We start from the raw sequence: 19,754 nt of genomic DNA on the forward strand, positions 1-19,754 counted from the left end.
GGACTCTGTCCGTCATCGACCCGATATATAGAACATGTCCTTACCACCCGGTTTCCTAGATGAGTTGCGCACCCGCCTCAGCCTGACACAGGTTGTTGGGCGTAAGGTCATGTGGGATCAGAGAAAATCCAATCAGGCCAAGGGCGACATGTGGGCGCCTTGCCCCTTCCATCAGGAAAAAACCGCGTCTTTTCATGTGGATGACCAGAAGGGGTTTTACTACTGCTTCGGGTGCCACGCGAAAGGGGACGCGATCAGTTTCGTGAAAGAAACCGAAAATGTTTCGTTCATAGAAGCGGTCGAGATCCTCGCAGGCGAGGCGGGGATGAAGATGCCCGCCCGCGATCCCAAGGCGCAGGAAAAGGCGGATCGGCGCACCCAATTGATCGAGGTTATGGAGATGGCAGTCAGCCATTTCCGCCTAATGCTGAAGACGGGTGCCGGGGCCGTGGCGCGCGACTATCTGACCCGTCGTGGTTTGGGTGAAGCGGCACTGGATCGCTGGGAGATCGGCTTTGCACCGGATGCGTGGCAGGGGTTGTGGGATCATCTGAAGGGAAAGAGTGTCGAGGATGAATTGATCCTTGGTGCCGGTCTGGCCAAGCCCAGCCAGAAGGGCGGAAAACCCTATGACACGTTCCGTGGCCGCATCATGTTCCCGATCCGCGATGCACGCGGGCGGGCGATTGCCTTTGGCGGTCGTGCGATGGACCCCAATGACAACGCTAAGTATCTGAACTCGCCTGAGACCGAGCTGTTCGACAAAGGCCGCAGCCTTTACAACCACGGCCCCGCGCGTGAAGCCGCTGGTAAGGGGCAGCCGCTTATCGTGGCCGAAGGCTATATGGACGTAATTGCCCTGTCCGAGGCCGGGTTCAACGCAACGGTCGCACCACTGGGAACTGCAGTCACCGAAGATCAGCTGCGTCTGCTTTGGCGCATCGCCCCCGAACCGATCATCGCGTTGGATGGTGACACGGCGGGGCTACGCGCCGCGATGCGGGTGATCGACAACGCTCTTCCATTGCTGGAAGCCGGGCAAAGCCTGCGCTTCTCGATTATGCCGGAGGGTAAAGACCCTGACGACCTGCTGAAGGAAAGCGGGGCCAGTGCGATGCAGGCGTTGATCGACGGTGCCATTCCCATGGTGGATTTGCTGTGGCGGCGTGAAACCGAGGGCAAAGTGTTCGACAGCCCCGAACGCAAAGCCGCGCTGGATAAGGATCTGCGAACCGCTATCGCACGCATTCAGGATCCGTCGATCCGCAATCACTATGGACAGGCCATCAAGGACAAACGGTGGGAGCTGTTCCGCGCCCGTCCCTCGGGGCAGAGCGGAAGCAAACGCCCGTGGCAACCGGGCGGGCGACGTGGTTGGCAGGCGACGCCGCCTGTTCTGGCCTCGACCAAGGGGTCGATGTTAGCCAGCGCGGACGAACGCGCGCAAGACGCCCTGCGAGAAGCTGTCATTCTGGCGATCCTAATTCGCCGCCCCGACATGCTGGATCAGGTTGAAAGCCGGATGGAACGTCTGGAAATGGTTGGGCCGGATCACGACATGCTGCTGCGCTGCGTTCTGACCTCGGCGCATTCTGGAGCCGATGCATTGGAAGACGCATTGCTGAACCGTGTCGGAGGCGATGTTCTGGACCGGCTCTTTTCGCTTAGTCACGTACGGATCACGCCTGCCATTCGTACAAGTAACGACGATGAAATTGTGCTGGCCTGTTTGACCGAAGAGCTGACCAAGCTAGAAGCCAAGCGCGGTGTGGCACGTGAAATTCAAGATGCCGAGGCGGATATGGATGCGCTGCCTGATGAGGGCGTGACATGGCGATTAGGGCAGGCGGCCGAGGCGCGCAACAAGGCGCTGCGCAGCCAGACCGAAGACAAAACCACCTATGAAATTGCTGATAATGGTTCACTAATGGATCGCGAAGAACGTGATGCTTTGGACGCATTGTTGGCCCAGATCGACCCCTCTAAGGGAAAAAGTCACTGAAGCGCACGACAGACCCCGCCGTCTGCTTGCAAACACCTCATAAAGCACCCACCTTACACCTGTGGACGAATCACTGATTCGAATCAGTGCTGTTCAACCCGAATCACCCAAGCGCGGGTGGCCGACAGCAAGGGACGCCTTGCCTGACACCAATCGGCCCAGCCCGCGCCTTTCGTGCAAGGAGAGCCCATGGCTGCCAAGGATACCGCCAACGATCAAAAAGACGATCAGCACGCCGAGCCGATGACCGACATGTCACAGGCCGCGGTCAAGAAGATGATCGCCGAAGCGCGCGAGCGTGGCTATATCACTTATGACCAGCTTAATCAGGTGCTTCCGCCTGAGCAGGTCAGCTCGGAACAGATCGAAGACGTGATGTCGATGTTGTCCGAGATGGGCATCAACATCATCGAAGATGAAGAGGCGGAAGAGGAAGAAAAGGGCTCGACCGAGCTGGTGACGAAAAACGCCGGCGGTGAAGTCACCGTCGCCACCGCCGAGACCGAGAAACTTGATCGCACCGACGACCCGGTCCGCATGTATCTGCGCGAAATGGGTTCGGTCGAATTGCTGAGCCGTGAAGGCGAGATCGCGATTGCGAAGCGGATCGAAGCCGGTCGCAACACGATGATCGCAGGCCTGTGTGAAAGCCCGCTGACCTTCCAGGCGATCACCATCTGGCGCGAGGAACTTCTGAACGAAGACATTCTGCTGCGCGACGTCATCGACCTTGATGCGACTTTCGGCAACCAGTTGGACGACGACGAGGAAGAAGAAGTTACGCCATCCGCTGATGGTGCAGCTCCGAACGCCGAGAAGAAAGAAAAAGCGCAAGAGCTGGACGCAGACGGCAACCCGATCAACAACGACGATGACGATGACGACGAGGATGAAGCCGCCAACATGTCGTTGGCCGCGATGGAAGCCGCGCTGAAACCGCGCGTGCTGGAAACCCTCGAACTGATCGCGCGCGACTATGAAATGCTGTCGGAAATGCAGGATCTGCGGATGTCCGCGACCCTGAACGAAGATGATAGCTTCTCGAAGAAAGAAGAGGGCGCGTATCAGAAGCTGCGTTCGGAAATCGTTTTGCTGGTGAACGAGCTTCACCTGCACAACAACCGTATCGAAGCGCTGGTCGACCAGCTTTACGGCATCAACCGCCGCATCATGTCGATCGACTCGTCTATGGTGAAGCTGGCTGATCAGGCCCGCATCAACCGCCGCGAGTTTATCGAAGCCTATCGTGGTCGCGAACTTGATCCGACCTGGCTGGACGAGATGGGCGAGAAGACCGGCCGTGCATGGCAGAGCTTCATCGAACGTTCGACCGACAAGGTTGAAAAACTGCGCGGTGACATGGCTCAGGTTGGTCAGTATGTCGGCGTCGACATCCCAGAATTCCGCCGCATCGTGCAGCAGGTTCAGAAAGGTGAAAAAGAGGCGCGTCAGGCCAAGAAGGAAATGGTCGAAGCCAACCTTCGTTTGGTTATTTCGATCGCCAAGAAATACACCAACCGTGGCCTGCAATTCCTTGATCTTATTCAGGAAGGTAACATCGGCCTGATGAAGGCGGTGGACAAGTTCGAATATCGCCGCGGCTATAAGTTCTCGACCTATGCGACGTGGTGGATCCGTCAGGCGATCACGCGTTCGATTGCAGACCAAGCCCGCACCATCCGTATCCCGGTCCACATGATCGAAACGATCAACAAGCTGGTTCGTACCGGTCGTCAGATGCTGCACGAGATTGGCCGCGAGCCGACCCCGGAAGAGCTGGCCGAAAAGCTGCAGATGCCGCTTGAGAAGGTTCGTAAGGTGATGAAGATTGCCAAAGAGCCGATCAGCCTTGAGACTCCGATTGGGGACGAAGAGGACTCGCAACTGGGTGATTTCATCGAGGACAAGAATGCCGTTCTGCCGCTGGACAGCGCCATTCAGGAAAACCTCAAGGAAACCACGACCCGCGTGCTGGCTTCGCTCACTCCGCGTGAAGAACGTGTGCTGCGGATGCGTTTTGGCATCGGCATGAACACCGACCACACGCTGGAAGAGGTGGGCCAACAGTTCAGCGTGACCCGCGAACGGATCCGTCAGATCGAAGCCAAGGCGCTGCGCAAACTGAAGCACCCAAGCCGGTCGCGGAAGCTGCGGTCGTTCTTGGATCAGTAAATTCCGTTATGAACTTCAAGAGCGCCTCGCACACCGCGGGGCGTTTTTGTTTCCGGCCTCACCTTCAAGCAGAGTGGATACGACACCAGCTTAAACTCGTGCTGATTCCTGAAGATCCGTCGGATCCTCAGCGCGTAAAAATCATTCTACCTATACTTCCTGCGATCAGTTCATCTGTCTACCGAGGGTGGTTGTCGCTGCGATCCTGAACAGATTGTTTCTGTGAAATGTGGCGAAAAATACGCCCTTTGGATTTAAATCCGAGCAGCTTTGTGTCATAAATGTGGCGGGGAACTGTTCGAGCCAGTCTATTCTGCTGGACTTAAAGTTGGGTATTTCAGATGTATGATGTTGTAAGGAGAAGGCCTTTGCCTTTGGTGCCGGAATGGCAAGTTAATGATCCAGAACGCCTTAAAAGTGCTGCCAATGTGGTGCTTGCTGTGCGGCGAGGACGGCTGCTTGCGTTGAAGGGCCTGCAAAGGAAGAAACTGGAAGGTACCGCGAAAGCGCGACCAGCCTATTCGCAGCTCTAGTCGCATGACGAGACCCAATTTCGGGGTCTGAGTTAATGGACAGGTCTGCTGGATGGTGCTCTTGCATTGCGCAAAGAGGGCTGTCGTAGATACTGATTGAACCGGTGCCGTACAGCGCGCACCGGTTTTTTCTTTGCTGGGGACGAGATGGCGCAAGTATTTGAAATCGAGACACATGGGCCGGGACTTTACGAGTTCACGGCTCAGGTGCGGCAATGGCTGAGAACAGAAAACCAGAAGGACGGGCTGTTGACGCTGTTCATCCGTCACACTTCTTGTTCGCTGTTGATCCAAGAAAACGCGGATCCCGAAGTTCAGACCGATCTGCGCAACTTCTTTCATCGGCTTGTACCGCCAACGACCGATCCGTCTATGTCTTATCTGACACATACCTATGAAGGTCCGGATGACATGCCTGCTCATATCAAAGCCGCCATGATGCCAGTCAGCCTGTCGATCCCCGTCAGTGCCGGACAGATGATGCTGGGGACGTGGCAGGGGATCTATTTGTTCGAACACCGCAATGCGCCGCATCGGCGGCAGGTGGTGGCCCGTCTGAGTTGCTAGAAAAGGCGGTTTGATACGGATCAAAGAGCCATATTGGACCCCGTACTAGCCTGTTGGTGTTTGGGATTGCTTTTGAATAAGGGTAGTTTCACAGGTTCATAAGTAGTTCCACCAATTTAACTGGGAGGAATTAAGATGAAACTTGTACTTCTTAAGTTTGTAGCCGGCAGTGTTCTGTCGATCGGGCTTTCAGCCGTTCCGGCTGTTGCGCAGTCAGAAGAGGCCATGTTCGGGAAAGCTTTGTTCGTTGAGAATTGCGCAGCTTGCCATGGCGCTGATGCCATGGGAAGCGGACCAGTATCGGCGCTGTTCGCCGAGCAGCCGCGAAACCTTCGCGTTCTCGCCAAAAGCAACAACGGCATTTTCCCATTCTCAGAGGTTTACCAGTCCATCAATGGTCGGCGCGAGATCGCGGGGCATGGCACGTCGGACATGCCGGTGTGGGGGGATCTGTTCATGATCGAGGCCGGACCAAACACCTTCCATCCGGGGGTGAACGCTGAAGAGATCGTACAAGGGCGCATTCTGTCTTTGGTCTACTACCTTCAGACCGTCCAAGAGTAACTAGGTTTTCAAGATCTGTTGCGGCGCTCTTCAAGGGGTGCTGCGCAGTAGCCGGGGTGCACCGAAGCTAGTCGGTGACGTGAGCGAGGCGGTAGGGCGTTATCTTTGCGGATAGCGCCCGCCGCATTTTGGGGCGTAGATTTCCCTCTACACAAGACCTAGAGGCTCGCCTATAGTGGCTGTGGATAAGTGGGGTTGGTCCCACTGGCTTGGCTTCAGTGAAGGAAAGGGATCGCCCATGCGCTGTCCGTTTTGCGGCAATATTGACACTCAGGTGAAAGACAGCCGACCGGCCGAAGATCACGTTGCGATCCGCCGTCGCCGGTTCTGCCCAGCTTGTGGCGGACGGTTTACGACCTATGAACGGGTCCAGTTGCGAGATCTCGTAGTGATCAAGTCAAATGGACGCCGCGAGGATTTTGACCGCGAGAAGCTTGAGCGCTCGATCCGTATTTCAATGCAGAAACGCCCGGTTGAACCGGAACGCATCGACCAGATGATTTCGGGCATCGTACGGCGGCTGGAAAGCATGGGTGAAACCGACATACAGTCGAAGACCATCGGCGAGATCGTGATGGAGGCCTTGGCCCGGATCGACACTGTTGCCTATGTGCGGTTTGCCAGTGTTTACAAAAACTTCCAGGCTGCAGATGACTTCGACAAATTTGTCAGCGAATTGCGCCCGGATATTCCACACGAAGACGAGTAAGCGTCGATGATGTCAGACACTACAGGCGCGGACCTTCGGTATATGCGCCTGGCGCTGTCGCTTGCGCGTCGTGGGCTTGGCCGCGTTTGGCCGAACCCTGCGGTGGGGTGTGTGATTGTGCGGAGCGGGCGAATTGTCGGGCGGGGCTGGACCCAGCCGGGCGGGCGTCCCCATGCCGAGCCCGTTGCGCTTGCGCAGGCCGGAGCTGCGGCCAAAGGCGCAACTGCCTATGTCACGCTTGAACCCTGTGCGCATCACGGCCAGACGCCACCTTGCGCCGAAGCTTTGATTGCCGCGGGGATTTCGCGTGTGGTGTGTGCCCTGAGTGATCCTGATCCACGCGTGGACGGCGGCGGCTTTGATATGCTTCGCGCCGCAGGGATTGAGGTCAAGACAGGGGTGTGCGAGTCCGAGGCCCGAGCCGACCAAGCTGGGTTCCTAAGCCGTGTCACAATTGGCCGGCCCATGCTGACCCTGAAACTAGCCAGCAGCTTTGACGGGCGGATTGCGACTGCCAGCGGTGAAAGTCAGTGGATCACAGGTCCGGACGCACGCCGACATGTGCACGCCATGCGTGCCAGCCATGATGCCGTGATGGTCGGGGCGGGGACGGCCCGTGATGACGACCCGTCCTTGACCGTGCGCGGGTTAGGCATCGACCATCAGCCGGTTCGTGTCGTCCTGTCGCGTCATTTGGATTTGCCCTTGGACAGTCAGCTTGCCCGCACCGCGCGTGAAGTGCCGCTGTGGATATGCCATGGTCGTCGCGCAGCGCCCGAGTTGATTTCGGCTTGGGAGGGCATAGGAGCCATATTGATCGAAGTGGACGAAGCGCAGGCCGCGCTTGATCCGGTCTCGGCACTTCAGGCGCTTGGCGAACGAGGACTAACCCGCGTCTACTGCGAAGGGGGCGGAGGGATTGCTGCCTCGCTCCTGATGGCGGGGCTGGTCGACGACTTGGTGGGCTATGGCGCGGGGCTTGCTATCGGGGCTGAGGGCCGCCCATCTTTAGCAGCTATGGGGCTAAGCCATCTGGCGGAAGCGCCCCGGTTTGATCTTGTAGAATGCCGCGATATTAGCGGTGACGTGTTGCATCGCTGGACACGGAAGAAAGCCTAGCACGCCTAGCGCCACAGATAGGCATAGCTGGCGAAAATCCCTTGTAGCTTGGCCAAAAGCCGCGTCCCGTATCGCCCTTTTGGAACGTCACCAGAAGCCAGTCGATCCACCACAACCTCGACCGGGCAAGCGGTTTTGGTGATCGGGTCGAAATAGCGGGGATAGTCGATCAGCACCGCATGGGTCAGTGCGATCAGATCTGGGCGCGCCGTCCGGCGGGCAGGCATCTGGCCCAGATCTGTAGTTAGGCCCCAACCCGCATAAAATGGTGCGCCCAAACAGGTGACTGGCACCCCACGCAACATCGCCTCGAACCCCATGGTCGACGTCATCGTCCACAGCGAATCCACATGATCCAGAAGTGCGATCGGGTCAGCTTGATCGGCGATGAGGTCAGCGTATTTCGCCGCCTCGTCCGGAGGGATACGCCCATCGCGTAGGCCCGCTTCCACATCCGGGTGGGGCTTGTAGATGATGACGGCGTCCGGGTTGTCGGCCCGCGCGCGCTTCAGCAGATCCAAGTTGGTTGCAATACCCGACGTCCCTAATCGGATCGAGGCGTCGTCCTCGACCTGACCCGGCACCAGTATACGCTTACCTTTTTCTAGGCCGTCCAACCCAGCGGGCAGAGGGCGATCCAGATTGTACTTGCCCAATCGGGCCTCAGTGATCTGTTTTATCAGGCGTGCTGCTCGATCTCGGGCGCGGTCGGGCAGGGTGGTCGCGGCCGCGATATGCCGCTCTAACCGGCTTTCGCGTGTCGGGTCATAATAGATGCCCAGATCATCGCGCACCAAGGACAAGGGGGGCACAAGTTCCGCTCCCAACCCACGCGAGCGTAGGAACCCATCTTCAACACGGAGGGGCGGGCAGTGCGTGCCATGCGCTGGCTCTTCCTTGCCGGCCCAGACCATCAAGGGACGCTCTAGCGCGTTGGCCCCTTTCGCCGCACGTTCGGCGTTGTCATCGAACACCATTGCGACGTCGGCTTTGAAAAACTCGGACAAGGGACGGCGTTTCCACAGGCGCATGCCGCTGGCGACATAGCCTTGATGATCCTCGCGCCACGCACGGGCGCGGGCCTCGAGTGTGTCCAGAACCCGCTCGATCTGGCACAGTTCATCGCGGTAGGGATCGTACCATGTGGGATACAGCATCATCGCGCCTGCAAACAGCTGCGCGCGGGTCAGGTTGCGGCCACGCCGGTTCACGGGGTGTCGATCATCAGTCAGGCCCCAGCCTGCATAGAAAGGTTGCCCAAACACGTGCGGTTTGTGACCGGCGAGAATGGCTTCGAACCCCATGCCAGAACTGACGGTATAGACGGCCATAGCACCGTCCAACAGCGCCCAAGGGCTGACCGGGGCGGTGATCAGCTTCACCTGCTCATTCTCGTCTTCGGGTCCGTAATGCCCGGTACGATGGCCTGCCTGTGTCTCGGGGTGGGTCTTGATCAGGATGCGTGCGTGAGGGTGCTCCAATCGCGCAGACACCAGCATGTCGCGGAATGTTGCGTCGGATGCGCCGCCATGCCGGATTGAAGCATCCCCGGCCGTCTGGTCCAGAACCAGCACATATGGCGCATCAGGCACGGGCATGTCGGGGTGAAAGGCGTTGTATTTTGAGATATGCCCAGATTTCATGCGCGTGATGGCAGAGCGAGCCCGGTTCAAAAGGGCGCTGTCATCAAGCGGGTCATGCTTCAGGATATGCTCAAGCCGGGAAGGGGCGGATCCATCGAAATGTACGCCCAGATCGTCCAGCATCAGGCCAAGGGGTGGTTCGCCTGACCGGCCGGGTTGGACCGAACGCAGAAAGGCATCTTCCACTCTAAGAACTGGGTTGTCCTTGCGCGCGGCTACGGCCTCGCCTCGGCCCGAGGTCGGGCTTTTCCCCCAGGTTCCAACCCAATCCTCATCGCCTGGAAGGCCAAGGCGTATCTGCCAGTCTGCCAGTTCGAGGATGCGTTTCACGCGTGGTTGGGTCAGGAAGCCGCCATTGTAAACGAAAAGCCGCCGGGGCTGCGATGACCCGACGGCTGGATGTGCTTTGTTTTCATTGGTCACGGGCTGAGGCCCGATTACTCGGTCAGGCTTTGGTTCAAGGCCGCAATGGACCCCGCCGTGGATAGCGAACCGGTCAAGGCGGTCAGGACCTTAGACCACTGTGTATAGGGGGCCTCGGTGACATATACCGTGTCGCCATCGCGGATCACGAAGTCACGCGCCATGAACAATCCGTTGGTGGCGGTAAGATCCAGTACATAGACCATGCGCTGTGACCCAGACAGGTCCTTGCGCCCTAGGACAGCATTTGCAACCTCTGCGCGCTCGTCGCGCAAAACGAACACGCCTGTCGGATCAGCGGTCGCCGGGGACAGACCGCCAACTTGGGCGATGGCTTCCACAGCCGAAATGGTCTGGCTTGCAAAGCCGACGCGGCTTTGTGTTCCGGTTGCGCCAAGGGCGGTGAAGGTGCGGGTGTCCGCTTCGACCAAAATCCGGTCACCGCCGCGCAGGGCAATGTCCATTTGCGGATACTTGAACAGGTCTTCAAACCAGATTTCACCAGTTTTGGCGCCGCGAATGACTTTTACCTTGGCAATCTCGGGCTCGATGGAAACGCCTCCAGCGCGGGCCAGCATGGCGTTCAGCGTGCGGGTGGGGCGTTCAATCGGATAGACGCCTTGCCCGCTGACTGCTCCGGTGATCGACACGGTCGCACCGTCGCCTGCCATGCGGCGCACGGTGACTTGAGGGTCCGGGGTTTGATCAGCCAGTTTGCTTGTGATTACCCGGCGAATGGCCTCGGGCGAGTTTCCGGCAGCTTTCACACGCCCTGCGTAGGGTATGAAGATATTACCAGCGCCATCTACTTGCACCTGCTCAAGCAAAGCAGGGGCCCCAGCAGTGGTCAGGATGCCGTCTTCGACGTTCTCCCAGATCGAAATGCTAAGTGTGTCACCAGCGCGAATGGTGTCGGATCCTACCACGCCGCTGTTCTGAAAGGCTTGGCTAAACCCAAGGGCAGGGGCAACGGCCGTTGCACGGGTCACGCGGTCATTGACGTCAACGATAAACGAGTTGCCGTTGTTCTGAACCGAGCCTGCATAGATTTCCTGCTTGGTTGGACCCGTGCGGGGAAGTCCGCAGGCCCCAAGCGCGAAAACCGCTGTCGCCAAGATCAAGTGCTTGGCCCAATTAGATTTTCTTGTCGTCACTGCCCGTACCCCTTCATGGAGTTTTGATTCATTTGACGAAGGGTACAGCGAGTTCACTTCGATTTCCAGCCAAGGTGGCCATCAGAGTCAACTGACCACGCTCAACTGTTGCCGAGGAGCCGCTGTCCCATGCTCCAACGCCAGATAGGGATCGTCTTGTACCAACATCATATCCACCACCTGACGCAGCAATTGTCGCCGTCCACGCGAGGAATAGAAGCCACCTGCAACCTGACTGGTTTCCAGCAGAAAGTGCCGATAGTCGCGATAGGCCCGTTTGTCGGGGCGGGTCGGCGTCTCGAAAAACTCGGGCAAGGGCTGTTCGGACACGAATTCCGGCTTGGCATAGACCGCATCTCCGAAAAGTTTCAGCGGCAGACCGCGCCACAAGACTTGCTGTGCAGCCGTCGAGTTAATGGTCACGGCAGAGCGCGCATGATCCAAAAGTTTTGCCAGTTTCCCACCGCGTACATAGTGGACGCGATCTGCAATTCCATAGGTCTGTGCGAGCCTGCGGATTTCGCGTCGCTGCGGGATGCGCCCGTCCTCAAGCGGATGTGCCTTGAAGACCAGATGGTGATGAGGGGCCGCGCCATCCGCAAAGCCCGAGATTACAAGTTCCAGAAACTCGGTCATCGTGGCGAAGGGGCTGTGCATCTGAAAGCTTGAATCATGTTCCAGTTGCAGCAGCGCAATATGATACGGGAAGCCACCATAGCGAATGCGTAAAGAGGCCGATATACGGTTTGCTGCGATGACCGGCATCAGTACAAGGCGCTGCAAATAAAGAAGAAACTCTTTCCCGACACCGATCGAACGGTGGGGGCGGAAGTTGCGATAGCGTTGGTTCAGAAACATGACGAACCAGTGGTATAGCGCGCCATAAAACACGTGATGACGCATGTCACCCCAATGGGCAGGTGCCTCGGGCATGTCGGGTTCGGCGTCCTGAAGGATGCGTCGCATATGGTCCACGTCATATCCCATCAAACGCGAATTGCCGTTGGACCCGTCTCGCTCATAGGTCACCCAATAGGGACGCAAATAGCCTTCTTCAAACACGTGAATGGTCAAGCCGCGTTCATGGGCCCGTGCAACAGCCTGGGCGTGGATAGGTCGCGTATCGCCATAAAGCACGATGTCGGTGATTTGGTGATCATCTACAATCTGATCAAACCTGTCGATCCACTGATCCTGAGGGTCGGTGAAGGGAATATAGTTGGCATTGCCCGGCCAGAACGCCTGATCTCCGCGATTAAACCCGACTCGCCACACCTGCGCCCCCGATCGGCCCAGCATCTTTGCCAGCCGCCAGAAGAAGGGCCCATGCGGCCCTTGCAGAAACAGGAAGTTTCGGTTTTCGCCCGTGACGCGCGCCATGCCTGCCAATCACCAAATCATTAAGAACGTTATTCGTTTATAGGCCTACGAAAAGATGGTTACAGGGGAATTAACTGGGGCATGCGGCAAAAGTTGGGCCTTGGTAGTGATTTTCCAGCGGCCCGCCGCATTGGTCAGGTGCGCCGCATCTTGGCTTCAAACTTGACCATGTTTCCGTTACAGCAGAGACACCAACCCGATACAGGAGGCGACATGTTCACTGGGATCATCACTGATGTGGGGCGCGTTGAGGCGCTGGAGCAAGCAGGCGATATGCGCGCGCGGATCGTGACTGCGTATGACACCACAGGGATTGATCTGGGGGCGTCGATTGCCTCGGATGGGGTTTGCCTGACTGTCGTTGCTATGGGCGACAATTGGTATGATGTTGATATTTCGGCAGAAACTGTCTCGAAGACCAATCTGGGTGACTGGGCCGTTGGCCGTCGCGTAAATCTTGAGCGAGCCTTGAAAGTCGGCGATGAACTGGGCGGTCACATTGTGTCCGGTCACGTGGATGGCGTGGCCGAGATCGTGTCGATGCATGTGGAAGGCGACAGCACCCGTATTCGCTTTCGCGCGCCATCTGAACTGGCGCGCTTCATTGCGCCGAAAGGATCCGTGGCGTTGAACGGCACGTCTTTGACCGTGAACGAGGTCGAGGGCGACGAGTTTGGTGTGAACCTTATTTCGCACACCAAAGAGGTGACGAACTGGGGGCAGGCGAAGGTTGGGGATCGCATTAACCTCGAGATCGACACGCTCGCGCGCTATGTGGCTCGGCTGGCAGATTATGGACAGTCCTGATTTCTGTTTGGCGTGATCTCTGATTGAAATATTCGTATACGGGCATATGATTGGCGAAAATCCTCTCTGATGGAGATCGCCTATGTCCCTTATTCGCCCCACACGCCGTGACCTTTTGCGCTTGGCCTCGGTCGCGCCTGCATTCGCCATGCCGGCCACCGCGCGGGCTATGTTGGGGGCGCCGACCGATGGCAACCCGGCGCATTTCAGTTTTACACTGGGGCAGGCGAAAATCACCATCGTCTCGGACGGTTATTTCACTGTGCCGTTTGGTGGGCAGGCGATGAACGCGCCGGAAGAAGAAAAACTGGCCTTCATGGCTGCGCACTACATCGACCCCGAGGTGGGCTATTCCCACACCAACCACATGTATATCGAACTGGGCGACGCCAAGGTCTTGGTGGATGTGGGGTCGGGCACCCGCTGGTTCGATACGACGGGCCAGTTGATGGGCAACCTGGAAGCCGCAGGGATCGACCCGATGGGCATCACCCATGTGGCGATCACCCATGCGCACCCCGATCACATCTGGGGTATTCGCGATGACTTCGACGAACCAATCATCCCGGACGCAGAATATGTGATGGGGCAGGCCGAGCACACCCACTGGCTGCAAGACGGTCTGGTGGACCGCGTGGCGCCCGAGGATCAGCAATTCGTGCTGGGGGCCGTGAACTCGATCAATACCGAGGGGCTGGAGTGGACGCTGGCGACGAATAATCACGAGATTGCGCCGGGCATTCGCCTGATCGACACGCCGGGCCATACGCCGGGGCATATGTCGGTGGCTGTGGAAAGCGACGGCCAGCAGCTGATCGCGCTGGGCGATTGCATGACTCACGCCATCCTGAACTTCGCACATCCAACGTGGTTCTCGGGCCGTGACTCGGATGGGGTGCAGGTGGGAGAGACGCGCCATCTTCTTTTGGACATGGCGGCCAGCGACCGGATCGCAGTTCTAGGGTATCACTTCCCATTCCCCGGCGTGGGCCATGTTCGCCGCGATGGGGATGCGTATCAGTTCGTCCCGGCGCTCTGGCAGTTCTAGGTTGTTTTCGTGACGTCTTGAGGGCGTTTTCCGCCGCCTTTTGGCTGGCAATGACCGCGCGCCTGCGCTACTCAGCCCCGAGCCTGAAGGGGAACGCGCCATGTCTGAAAGCACCACATACGAAACACCCGGTCCGGTCGAAGCCGGTTTGTCCGATGCCATCGCCTCGGCGGAAGAGATCATTGCCGAGGCCCGCGCGGGTCGGATCTATATCCTTGTAGACCACGAAGATCGCGAAAATGAAGGTGATTTCGTCATTCCTGCGGATGCGTGTGATGCGGCGGCTGTGAATTTCATGGCCACTCATGGACGCGGGCTGATCTGTCTGCCGATGGAATCCAAGCGCATTGATGAGCTGGGCCTGCCGATGATGGCGATGCACAACTCTTCGCGCCACGAAACAGCGTTCACCGTGTCGATTGAAGCCCGCGAAGGCGTCTCGACCGGCATTTCTGCCGCCGACCGCGCGCTGACCGTGGCGACTGCGATCAACCCCGACAATGGCCCAGCCGAGATTGCGACCCCCGGCCACGTCTTCCCACTGCGCGCGCGAAATGGCGGTGTGCTGGTCCGTGCCGGCCACACGGAAGCTGCAGTAGATATCTCGCGCCTGGCAGGACGTAACCCCTCGGGCGTGATCTGCGAGATCATGAACGAAGATGGCACCATGGCGCGTCTGCCGGAACTGGTCGAAATCGCCAAGAAACACGCCATCAAGATTGGCACGATTTCCGACCTGATCGCCTATCGTCGTCGCCACGACAATCTGGTGCGTGAGACCGGGCGTGAGTCCATCACCTCGGAGTTTGGTGGCGAATGGGAGATGCGCATCTTCACTGACATGACGCACGAGATCGAGCACGTGGTGCTGATCAAGGGCGATATCACCACAGACGAGCCGGTGCTGGTCCGCACCCACGCGCTGCAAGAAGCTCAAGACGTGCTGGGCCTTGGCCCGAAACCTGCGGATGAACTGCCGCGTGCGATGAAGATCATCGCGGACGAGGGCAGGGGCGTTGTCTGCCTGTTCCGTGAGCCGCGCAAGACGCTGCACGCAGATGAAGAAGAAGGCCCGCGCACTGTGCGCCAGATCGGCCTTGGCTCACAAATCTTGTCGACGCTCGGCCTGAACGAGATGGTTCTTTTGACCGACAGCCCCGAAACCCGCTATGTGGGTCTGGACGCTTATGGGCTGACCATCACCGGCACCCGCCCCATTCAGAAGGACTGAACCATGGCCACCGCAGAACAGCATTACATTCTGGACCGCCCGAGCTTTGACAAGCCGGTGAAGATCCTGATCGTTGTCGCGCCTTACTATAAGGACATTGCCGACAATCTGGTCGCGGGCGCCAAGGCCGAGATCGAAGCCGCGGGTGGCACATGGGATCTGATCGAGGTACCGGGCGCGCTGGAAGTGCCCACTGCAATCTCGATTGCGGATCGCCTGTCGAACTTCGATGGTTATGTGGCGCTGGGCTGCGTAATCCGGGGCGAAACCACCCATTATGAAACCGTCTGCAACGACAGCTCACGTGCCATTCAGTTGATGGGGCTGAACGGGCTGTGCATCGGCAACGGCATCCTGACCGTGGAAAACCGCCCACAGGCGGAAGTGCGCGCTGACGTGAATGATCAAAATAAAGGCGGCGGTGCAGCCGCTGCGGCCTTGCATCTTGTCGCGCTTTCGCGCAAATGGGCCTCCGCAAGCAAGGGGGTCGGCTTCAAGTCGATCTCGGATTCGATCAAGCTTGCAGGTGATACGAAGGATACCCCAACCGCATGACGCTTTCCGGCAACCAGAAACGCAAGATGAAATCCGCCGCCCGCTTTTTCGCGGTGCAGGCGCTGTTTCAGATGGAGGCCTCGGGCCAGACCATGGACCGCGTGATGGTCGAATTCGAAGATCACCGCTTTGGCGAGGAGTTCGACGATTTCACCATGGCGGAAGGCGACAGCCGTCTGTTCCGCAAGCTTGTCGGAGATGCGGTGAACCATCAGGCGAAGATCGACCAGATGACCGACCGCGCGCTGGTTGCGAAATGGCCGATCGCACGGATTGACCCGACCTTGCGTGCGCTCTTCCGCGCTGCCGGGGCCGAGATGGTCGAAGGTGACACGCCGCCCAAGGTCGTGATTACCGAATTCGTTGACGTGGCACGTGCATTTTTCCCGGAAGGGGACGAGGCAAAGTTCACCAACGCGGTTCTGGACCACATGGCCCGCGAGGCGAAGCCCGAGGCATTCTAAATGCCTGACGAAAACAACCAGTTTTAGAGGCCAAGGGGATGCGACCCATTGGCCTCTTTTCATTTATGGTCTCTGCACACATACTTAGCCTATTCACCTAAGGGAGTGTGACATGCCAAAGCTCGTCCGCGTCTATATCAAGAACGTTCTGGTTGGATTTGCGCTGTCCGCAACTTTTGTTGCGGCACTGCTTTACATGAACGTGGGCAACCTGTGGCACCTGATCTCGACATCAGACATGGGGTGGATCGCGGTTCTGATGCTGTTCATGTTCAACGGGATTGTCTTTGCTGGTGTGCAATTCGCCTTTGTAATCATGCGGATGGAAATCCACGACGACACGCCTAAGGGCGGCAAACGTCAGCCTGTCATCACCGGCGAACCCGCCCGCGTGAAAGTGGCTGCCAACCGCTGAGCCCCTTGCAGGGTAGGCCGATTGCGGCAATGATCCCCTATCAATGAAAGGGATCCCATGGCAGGCGGATGGGCGCGCGATGGCGCGGTAAGCGAACAGATCGAAGCATCGGTTTCAGATGAATTGGCCCGGATGAAGGCCAAAGCCCAGCCTGTGGGCGAGAGCTTTACCCACTGTGCCGAATGCGAAGAAGAAATCCCCCAAGCCCGGCGTGATGCGATCCCCGGCGTGAAACTGTGCATCGATTGTGTGCGCGACCGGGACGCGGCGTTCCAGAACCGCCCCGGAATCAATCGGCGCGGGTCCAAGGACAGCCAATTGAAATAGGGTTGCGAAACCCTCTTTTCCGCCAACATCGTGAGTGCTAGAAACCCGACAGGACAACGGCGATGGCGTCGCCGCGGGGCATCCTCCCCGGTTCCGTTTCCACGATCCTGTACGCCGGGACTTTCAATCGGGAGATTGAAGGCCCCGCCTTTGCCTCCCATCAGATAGGAGGCATCCATGGCCTGGTCGCCGGACAAAACTGAAGTCAAAAGCTGGAACGAATGGGACACGCTGCGCCATGTGATCGTGGGCCGTGCCGATGATTGCCACATCCCGCCGGAAGAGCCCGCGCTGGACGCCAAGGTGCCGGAAGACAGCGACATGCGGGGCCAGTGGGGCCGTCGCCCGCAGGAAACCATCGACCGTGCGAACGAGCTGTTGGACAACTTCGCCGACCAGCTGCGCAAGCGCGGTGTGCGCGTGGATCGTCCCGTCTCGATCGACCATTCACAACCTGTAACCACGCCGGACTTCCACACGGACAGCCAGTTTGGCTGCATGCCGCCGCGTGACGTCCTGCTGACCGTTGGGCACGAGATGCTGGAAGCGACCATGTCGTACCGCTGCCGCTGGTTCGAGTATCTGAACTATCGCCCGCTGTTGAAGCAATACTGGGAGGAAGACCCGAATTTCCGTCACGAGGCCGCGCCCAAGCCGCGTCTGACGGATGCGGATTATCATCCGGATTACCTGTCCGAGAAAATTGGCGACGCTCAGCGTCTGGAATGGGCCGCCGAGAAGTTCTTTGTCACCACCGAAGAAGAGCCGCTGTTCGACGCCGCCGACGTCTTGCGTTTCGGCAAGGACCTTGTGGTCCAGCACGGGTTCACCACGAACCTGAAGGGCATCGAATGGCTGCGCCGTCACTTCCCCGATCACCGCGTGCATACGGTGAACTTCCCCGGTGACCCGTACCCGATCCACATTGACGCGACCTTTACGCCTCTGCGTCCGGGTCTGATCGTAAACAACCCCCAGCGCCGTCTGCCCGAAGAGCAGCGCGGCATGTTTGAAAAGAACGGGTGGGAGATCGTGGACGCGGCCCAACCCGCGCACAACACGCCGCCGCCGCTCTGCTATTCATCCACCTGGCTGTCGATGAACGTGCTGGTGCTAGACCCGAAAACCGTCTGTGTTGAAAAGTCCGAGGTCTATCAGGCCGAGCAGATGGACAAGCTGGGTATGGAAGTGGTCGAGGTCGAGCTGCGCGACGCCTATGCATTCGGCGGCGGTCTGCACTGCTGTACGGCAGACGTGTACCGCGATGGCGACTGCGAGGATTACTTCCCCAAGCAGTAACCGACTGCTGCGCTTAAATAAGAAACCCCGCGCTCTGGGATGGGCGCGGGGTTTTGTGTTTATGACAGTCCTTAACCGATAACTATTTTGCGGTTACTCCAACGTGCTCGGTTTTGCGGTTCTGTGTTTCAAAGGAAGCCAGAAGGTAGCGCGCATTTTTGGCGTGACGTTCGCACATTTTCTTCTGTCTTGGCCGTTCGGGAATTTGTCTTGCGCTGGCTGTGATTGGCCCTTGGCATAGTACAGGGAGAATGGCTTCAAGTTCGTCACGTACGGCACAGGGAAGGCTTTTCAGGGCCTCTGTGTTCAAAAGCAGGCTTTCGGTCGGTGCGCCTTCCGCAAAGATGACTTGGTGTTCTTCGAAGACAATGTGAAAATATGTGACGTTTGAAACCTGATCATCGACCGCGATATCGGGAAGATCAGTCAAGAGTATCGCAGATACCAAAACCTCAGAGGTTTCAAACATGCGTTGAACGATTGGCGACGCAGCCAGCATCCGATGTTGCCGCGAAACCAACAGATCACGCTGAGGCAGGCCATTCCCCAAGGCACCTTTCGCGATGCGAACGGGAAAAAGCTTTGGGTTGTCTTGCAACTCTGCCGTTGAAATAGAGCGCTTATAGACGCCCACAACTTCGGCGTGGCCACCCTCTAAGGTGAGTACACGTGTTCCCGTCTTAAGCTCTTCAACGAGGATCTATCCCTGATCCGTGCTTACCATGGTTCCAGCCGTTAAGCAGGGAATTGAGCCGGGCGAGGGGTTGGGCTGAACAACGTAGGTGGTTCCGCCATCTGTGGTCTCAAGGGATTCTCCTGCCCCTGCCATTCCGATTTCAGTTGAAGGACCCTCACCAAGGGCTGGACCTTCGGTGGCGGTGACAGTCGCTGCGTTGTCATCGAATGAATAGAACGCATAGACACCCGTGTCATCAGACAGTGCAATTGCGTTGTGTTTTGCAAGTCCAGTAAACGTCGCTGTCGAGCTGTCGATGACATAGATATCTTTCCCGGCGACGGTGGTCGCGGTCAGTCCATCTAAGGGGTTGGAAGAACGTATCGAGCCATTTGAGTTGTAGATCGTGACGACAAGTGACGATACATCGGTACCTGCGTCCACTGCGACTTCGATGAAATCAAGCGTTGGACCGCCAAGATATTTGATCTCGGAAAAATATGGATCGGCCATGCTTTTCCTCTTTTCGACGCGGTAGCTCACGCCAGCTGGGCGCGGGCGCGTTACCAGACACTATGTGTGAGATTGGTAATCCGCGATAGGGGGAATATGTGCACGGGTGTGCCCCTTATCGCGGAATTGCCCGACCGTCATTCCATCTGAGCG

At 58.1% G+C, this 19,754-nt stretch carries 19 protein-coding genes; 14 read left to right on the forward strand and 5 right to left on the reverse strand.

Annotated elements, in window-relative coordinates; genetic code table 11:
* Positions 1–34: 34 nt before the first annotated feature.
* From dnaG to ribD, 6 genes are all read left to right on the forward strand, one after another.
* Positions 35–2,002, forward strand: coding sequence for a DNA primase (gene dnaG / locus ACP15F_RS04730; protein ID WP_424939677.1), 1,968 nt, complete (start codon positions 35–37; stop codon positions 2,000–2,002).
* A gap of 189 nt (positions 2,003–2,191) precedes the next feature.
* A complete protein-coding gene (gene rpoD, locus ACP15F_RS04735) occupies positions 2,192–4,174 on the forward strand; it encodes an RNA polymerase sigma factor RpoD (RefSeq protein WP_424939678.1) in 1,983 nt (660 codons plus the stop codon).
* A gap of 680 nt (positions 4,175–4,854) precedes the next feature.
* The gene (locus ACP15F_RS04740; RefSeq protein ID WP_424939679.1) at positions 4,855–5,274 is read left to right on the forward strand and encodes a secondary thiamine-phosphate synthase enzyme YjbQ; all 420 of its coding nucleotides are present in this window, start codon (positions 4,855–4,857) and stop codon (positions 5,272–5,274) included.
* A 135-nt stretch (positions 5,275–5,409) separates the two neighbouring features.
* The gene (locus ACP15F_RS04745) at positions 5,410–5,838 is read left to right on the forward strand and encodes a c-type cytochrome (protein ID WP_424939680.1); all 429 of its coding nucleotides are present in this window, start codon (positions 5,410–5,412) and stop codon (positions 5,836–5,838) included.
* A 238-nt stretch (positions 5,839–6,076) separates the two neighbouring features.
* Positions 6,077–6,547, forward strand: coding sequence for a transcriptional regulator NrdR (nrdR, locus tag ACP15F_RS04750; protein ID WP_424939681.1), 471 nt, complete (start codon positions 6,077–6,079; stop codon positions 6,545–6,547).
* Between the two features lie 9 nt (positions 6,548–6,556).
* A complete protein-coding gene (gene ribD / locus ACP15F_RS04755) occupies positions 6,557–7,666 on the forward strand; it encodes a bifunctional diaminohydroxyphosphoribosylaminopyrimidine deaminase/5-amino-6-(5-phosphoribosylamino)uracil reductase RibD (RefSeq protein WP_424939682.1) in 1,110 nt (369 codons plus the stop codon).
* A 5-nt stretch (positions 7,667–7,671) separates the two neighbouring features.
* Here the strand turns inward: ribD and ACP15F_RS04760 are convergent, their stop codons facing one another.
* The 3 genes from ACP15F_RS04760 to ACP15F_RS04770 all read right to left on the reverse strand — a co-directional run bounded on the left by ACP15F_RS04760 (position 7,672) and on the right by ACP15F_RS04770 (position 12,266).
* On the reverse strand, positions 7,672–9,732 hold the full coding sequence (locus ACP15F_RS04760; RefSeq protein WP_424939683.1) for a capsular polysaccharide biosynthesis protein: 2,061 nt from the start codon (positions 9,730–9,732) through the stop codon (positions 7,672–7,674).
* Positions 9,733–9,746: 14 nt separating this feature from the next.
* Positions 9,747–10,886, reverse strand: a complete 1,140-nt coding sequence (locus ACP15F_RS04765; RefSeq protein ID WP_424939684.1) for a polysaccharide biosynthesis/export family protein — start codon at positions 10,884–10,886, stop codon at positions 9,747–9,749.
* Positions 10,887–10,973: 87 nt separating this feature from the next.
* Entirely contained in the window at positions 10,974–12,266 is a 1,293-nt protein-coding gene (locus tag ACP15F_RS04770) for a capsule biosynthesis protein (RefSeq protein ID WP_424939685.1), read from the reverse strand.
* A gap of 213 nt (positions 12,267–12,479) precedes the next feature.
* Between ACP15F_RS04770 and ACP15F_RS04775 the strand changes: the two genes are divergently transcribed.
* The 8 genes from ACP15F_RS04775 to ACP15F_RS04810 all read left to right on the forward strand — a co-directional run bounded on the left by ACP15F_RS04775 (position 12,480) and on the right by ACP15F_RS04810 (position 18,412).
* On the forward strand, positions 12,480–13,073 hold the full coding sequence (locus tag ACP15F_RS04775) for a riboflavin synthase (protein ID WP_424939686.1): 594 nt from the start codon (positions 12,480–12,482) through the stop codon (positions 13,071–13,073).
* 82 nt (positions 13,074–13,155) lie between these two features.
* Positions 13,156–14,121 (forward strand): MBL fold metallo-hydrolase, encoded by a 966-nt coding sequence (locus ACP15F_RS04780; protein WP_424939687.1) that lies wholly within the window; start codon positions 13,156–13,158, stop codon positions 14,119–14,121.
* A 100-nt stretch (positions 14,122–14,221) separates the two neighbouring features.
* The gene (ribB, locus tag ACP15F_RS04785) at positions 14,222–15,352 is read left to right on the forward strand and encodes a 3,4-dihydroxy-2-butanone-4-phosphate synthase (protein WP_424939688.1); all 1,131 of its coding nucleotides are present in this window, start codon (positions 14,222–14,224) and stop codon (positions 15,350–15,352) included.
* 3 nt (positions 15,353–15,355) lie between these two features.
* Entirely contained in the window at positions 15,356–15,907 is a 552-nt protein-coding gene (locus ACP15F_RS04790; protein WP_108856081.1) for a 6,7-dimethyl-8-ribityllumazine synthase, read from the forward strand.
* Positions 15,904–16,371, forward strand: a complete 468-nt coding sequence (nusB, locus tag ACP15F_RS04795) for a transcription antitermination factor NusB (RefSeq protein WP_424939689.1) — start codon at positions 15,904–15,906, stop codon at positions 16,369–16,371. Before ACP15F_RS04790 ends, nusB begins: the two co-directional genes overlap by 4 nt.
* Positions 16,372–16,483: 112 nt before the next feature.
* A complete protein-coding gene (locus ACP15F_RS04800) occupies positions 16,484–16,786 on the forward strand; it encodes a hypothetical protein (RefSeq protein WP_424939690.1) in 303 nt (100 codons plus the stop codon).
* A 57-nt stretch (positions 16,787–16,843) separates the two neighbouring features.
* Positions 16,844–17,113 carry a DksA/TraR family C4-type zinc finger protein gene (locus ACP15F_RS04805; RefSeq protein ID WP_424939691.1) on the forward strand — a complete coding sequence of 90 codons (270 nt, stop codon included), beginning with the start codon at positions 16,844–16,846 and terminating at the stop codon, positions 17,111–17,113.
* Positions 17,114–17,290: 177 nt separating this feature from the next.
* Positions 17,291–18,412 carry a serine/threonine protein kinase gene (locus tag ACP15F_RS04810; RefSeq protein ID WP_424939692.1) on the forward strand — a complete coding sequence of 374 codons (1,122 nt, stop codon included), beginning with the start codon at positions 17,291–17,293 and terminating at the stop codon, positions 18,410–18,412.
* A gap of 82 nt (positions 18,413–18,494) precedes the next feature.
* Here the strand turns inward: ACP15F_RS04810 and ACP15F_RS04815 are convergent, their stop codons facing one another.
* Complete coding sequence (locus ACP15F_RS04815; RefSeq protein WP_424940942.1) at positions 18,495–19,112, reverse strand: Hint domain-containing protein; 618 nt, start codon at positions 19,110–19,112, stop codon at positions 18,495–18,497.
* On the reverse strand, positions 19,113–19,601 hold the full coding sequence (locus ACP15F_RS04820) for a hypothetical protein (RefSeq protein WP_424939693.1): 489 nt from the start codon (positions 19,599–19,601) through the stop codon (positions 19,113–19,115).
* Positions 19,602–19,754: the final 153 nt, after the last annotated feature.

It is taken from the genome of Aliiroseovarius sp. S253, assembly GCF_049800855.1.
Lineage (GTDB): Bacteria > Pseudomonadota > Alphaproteobacteria > Rhodobacterales > Rhodobacteraceae > Aliiroseovarius.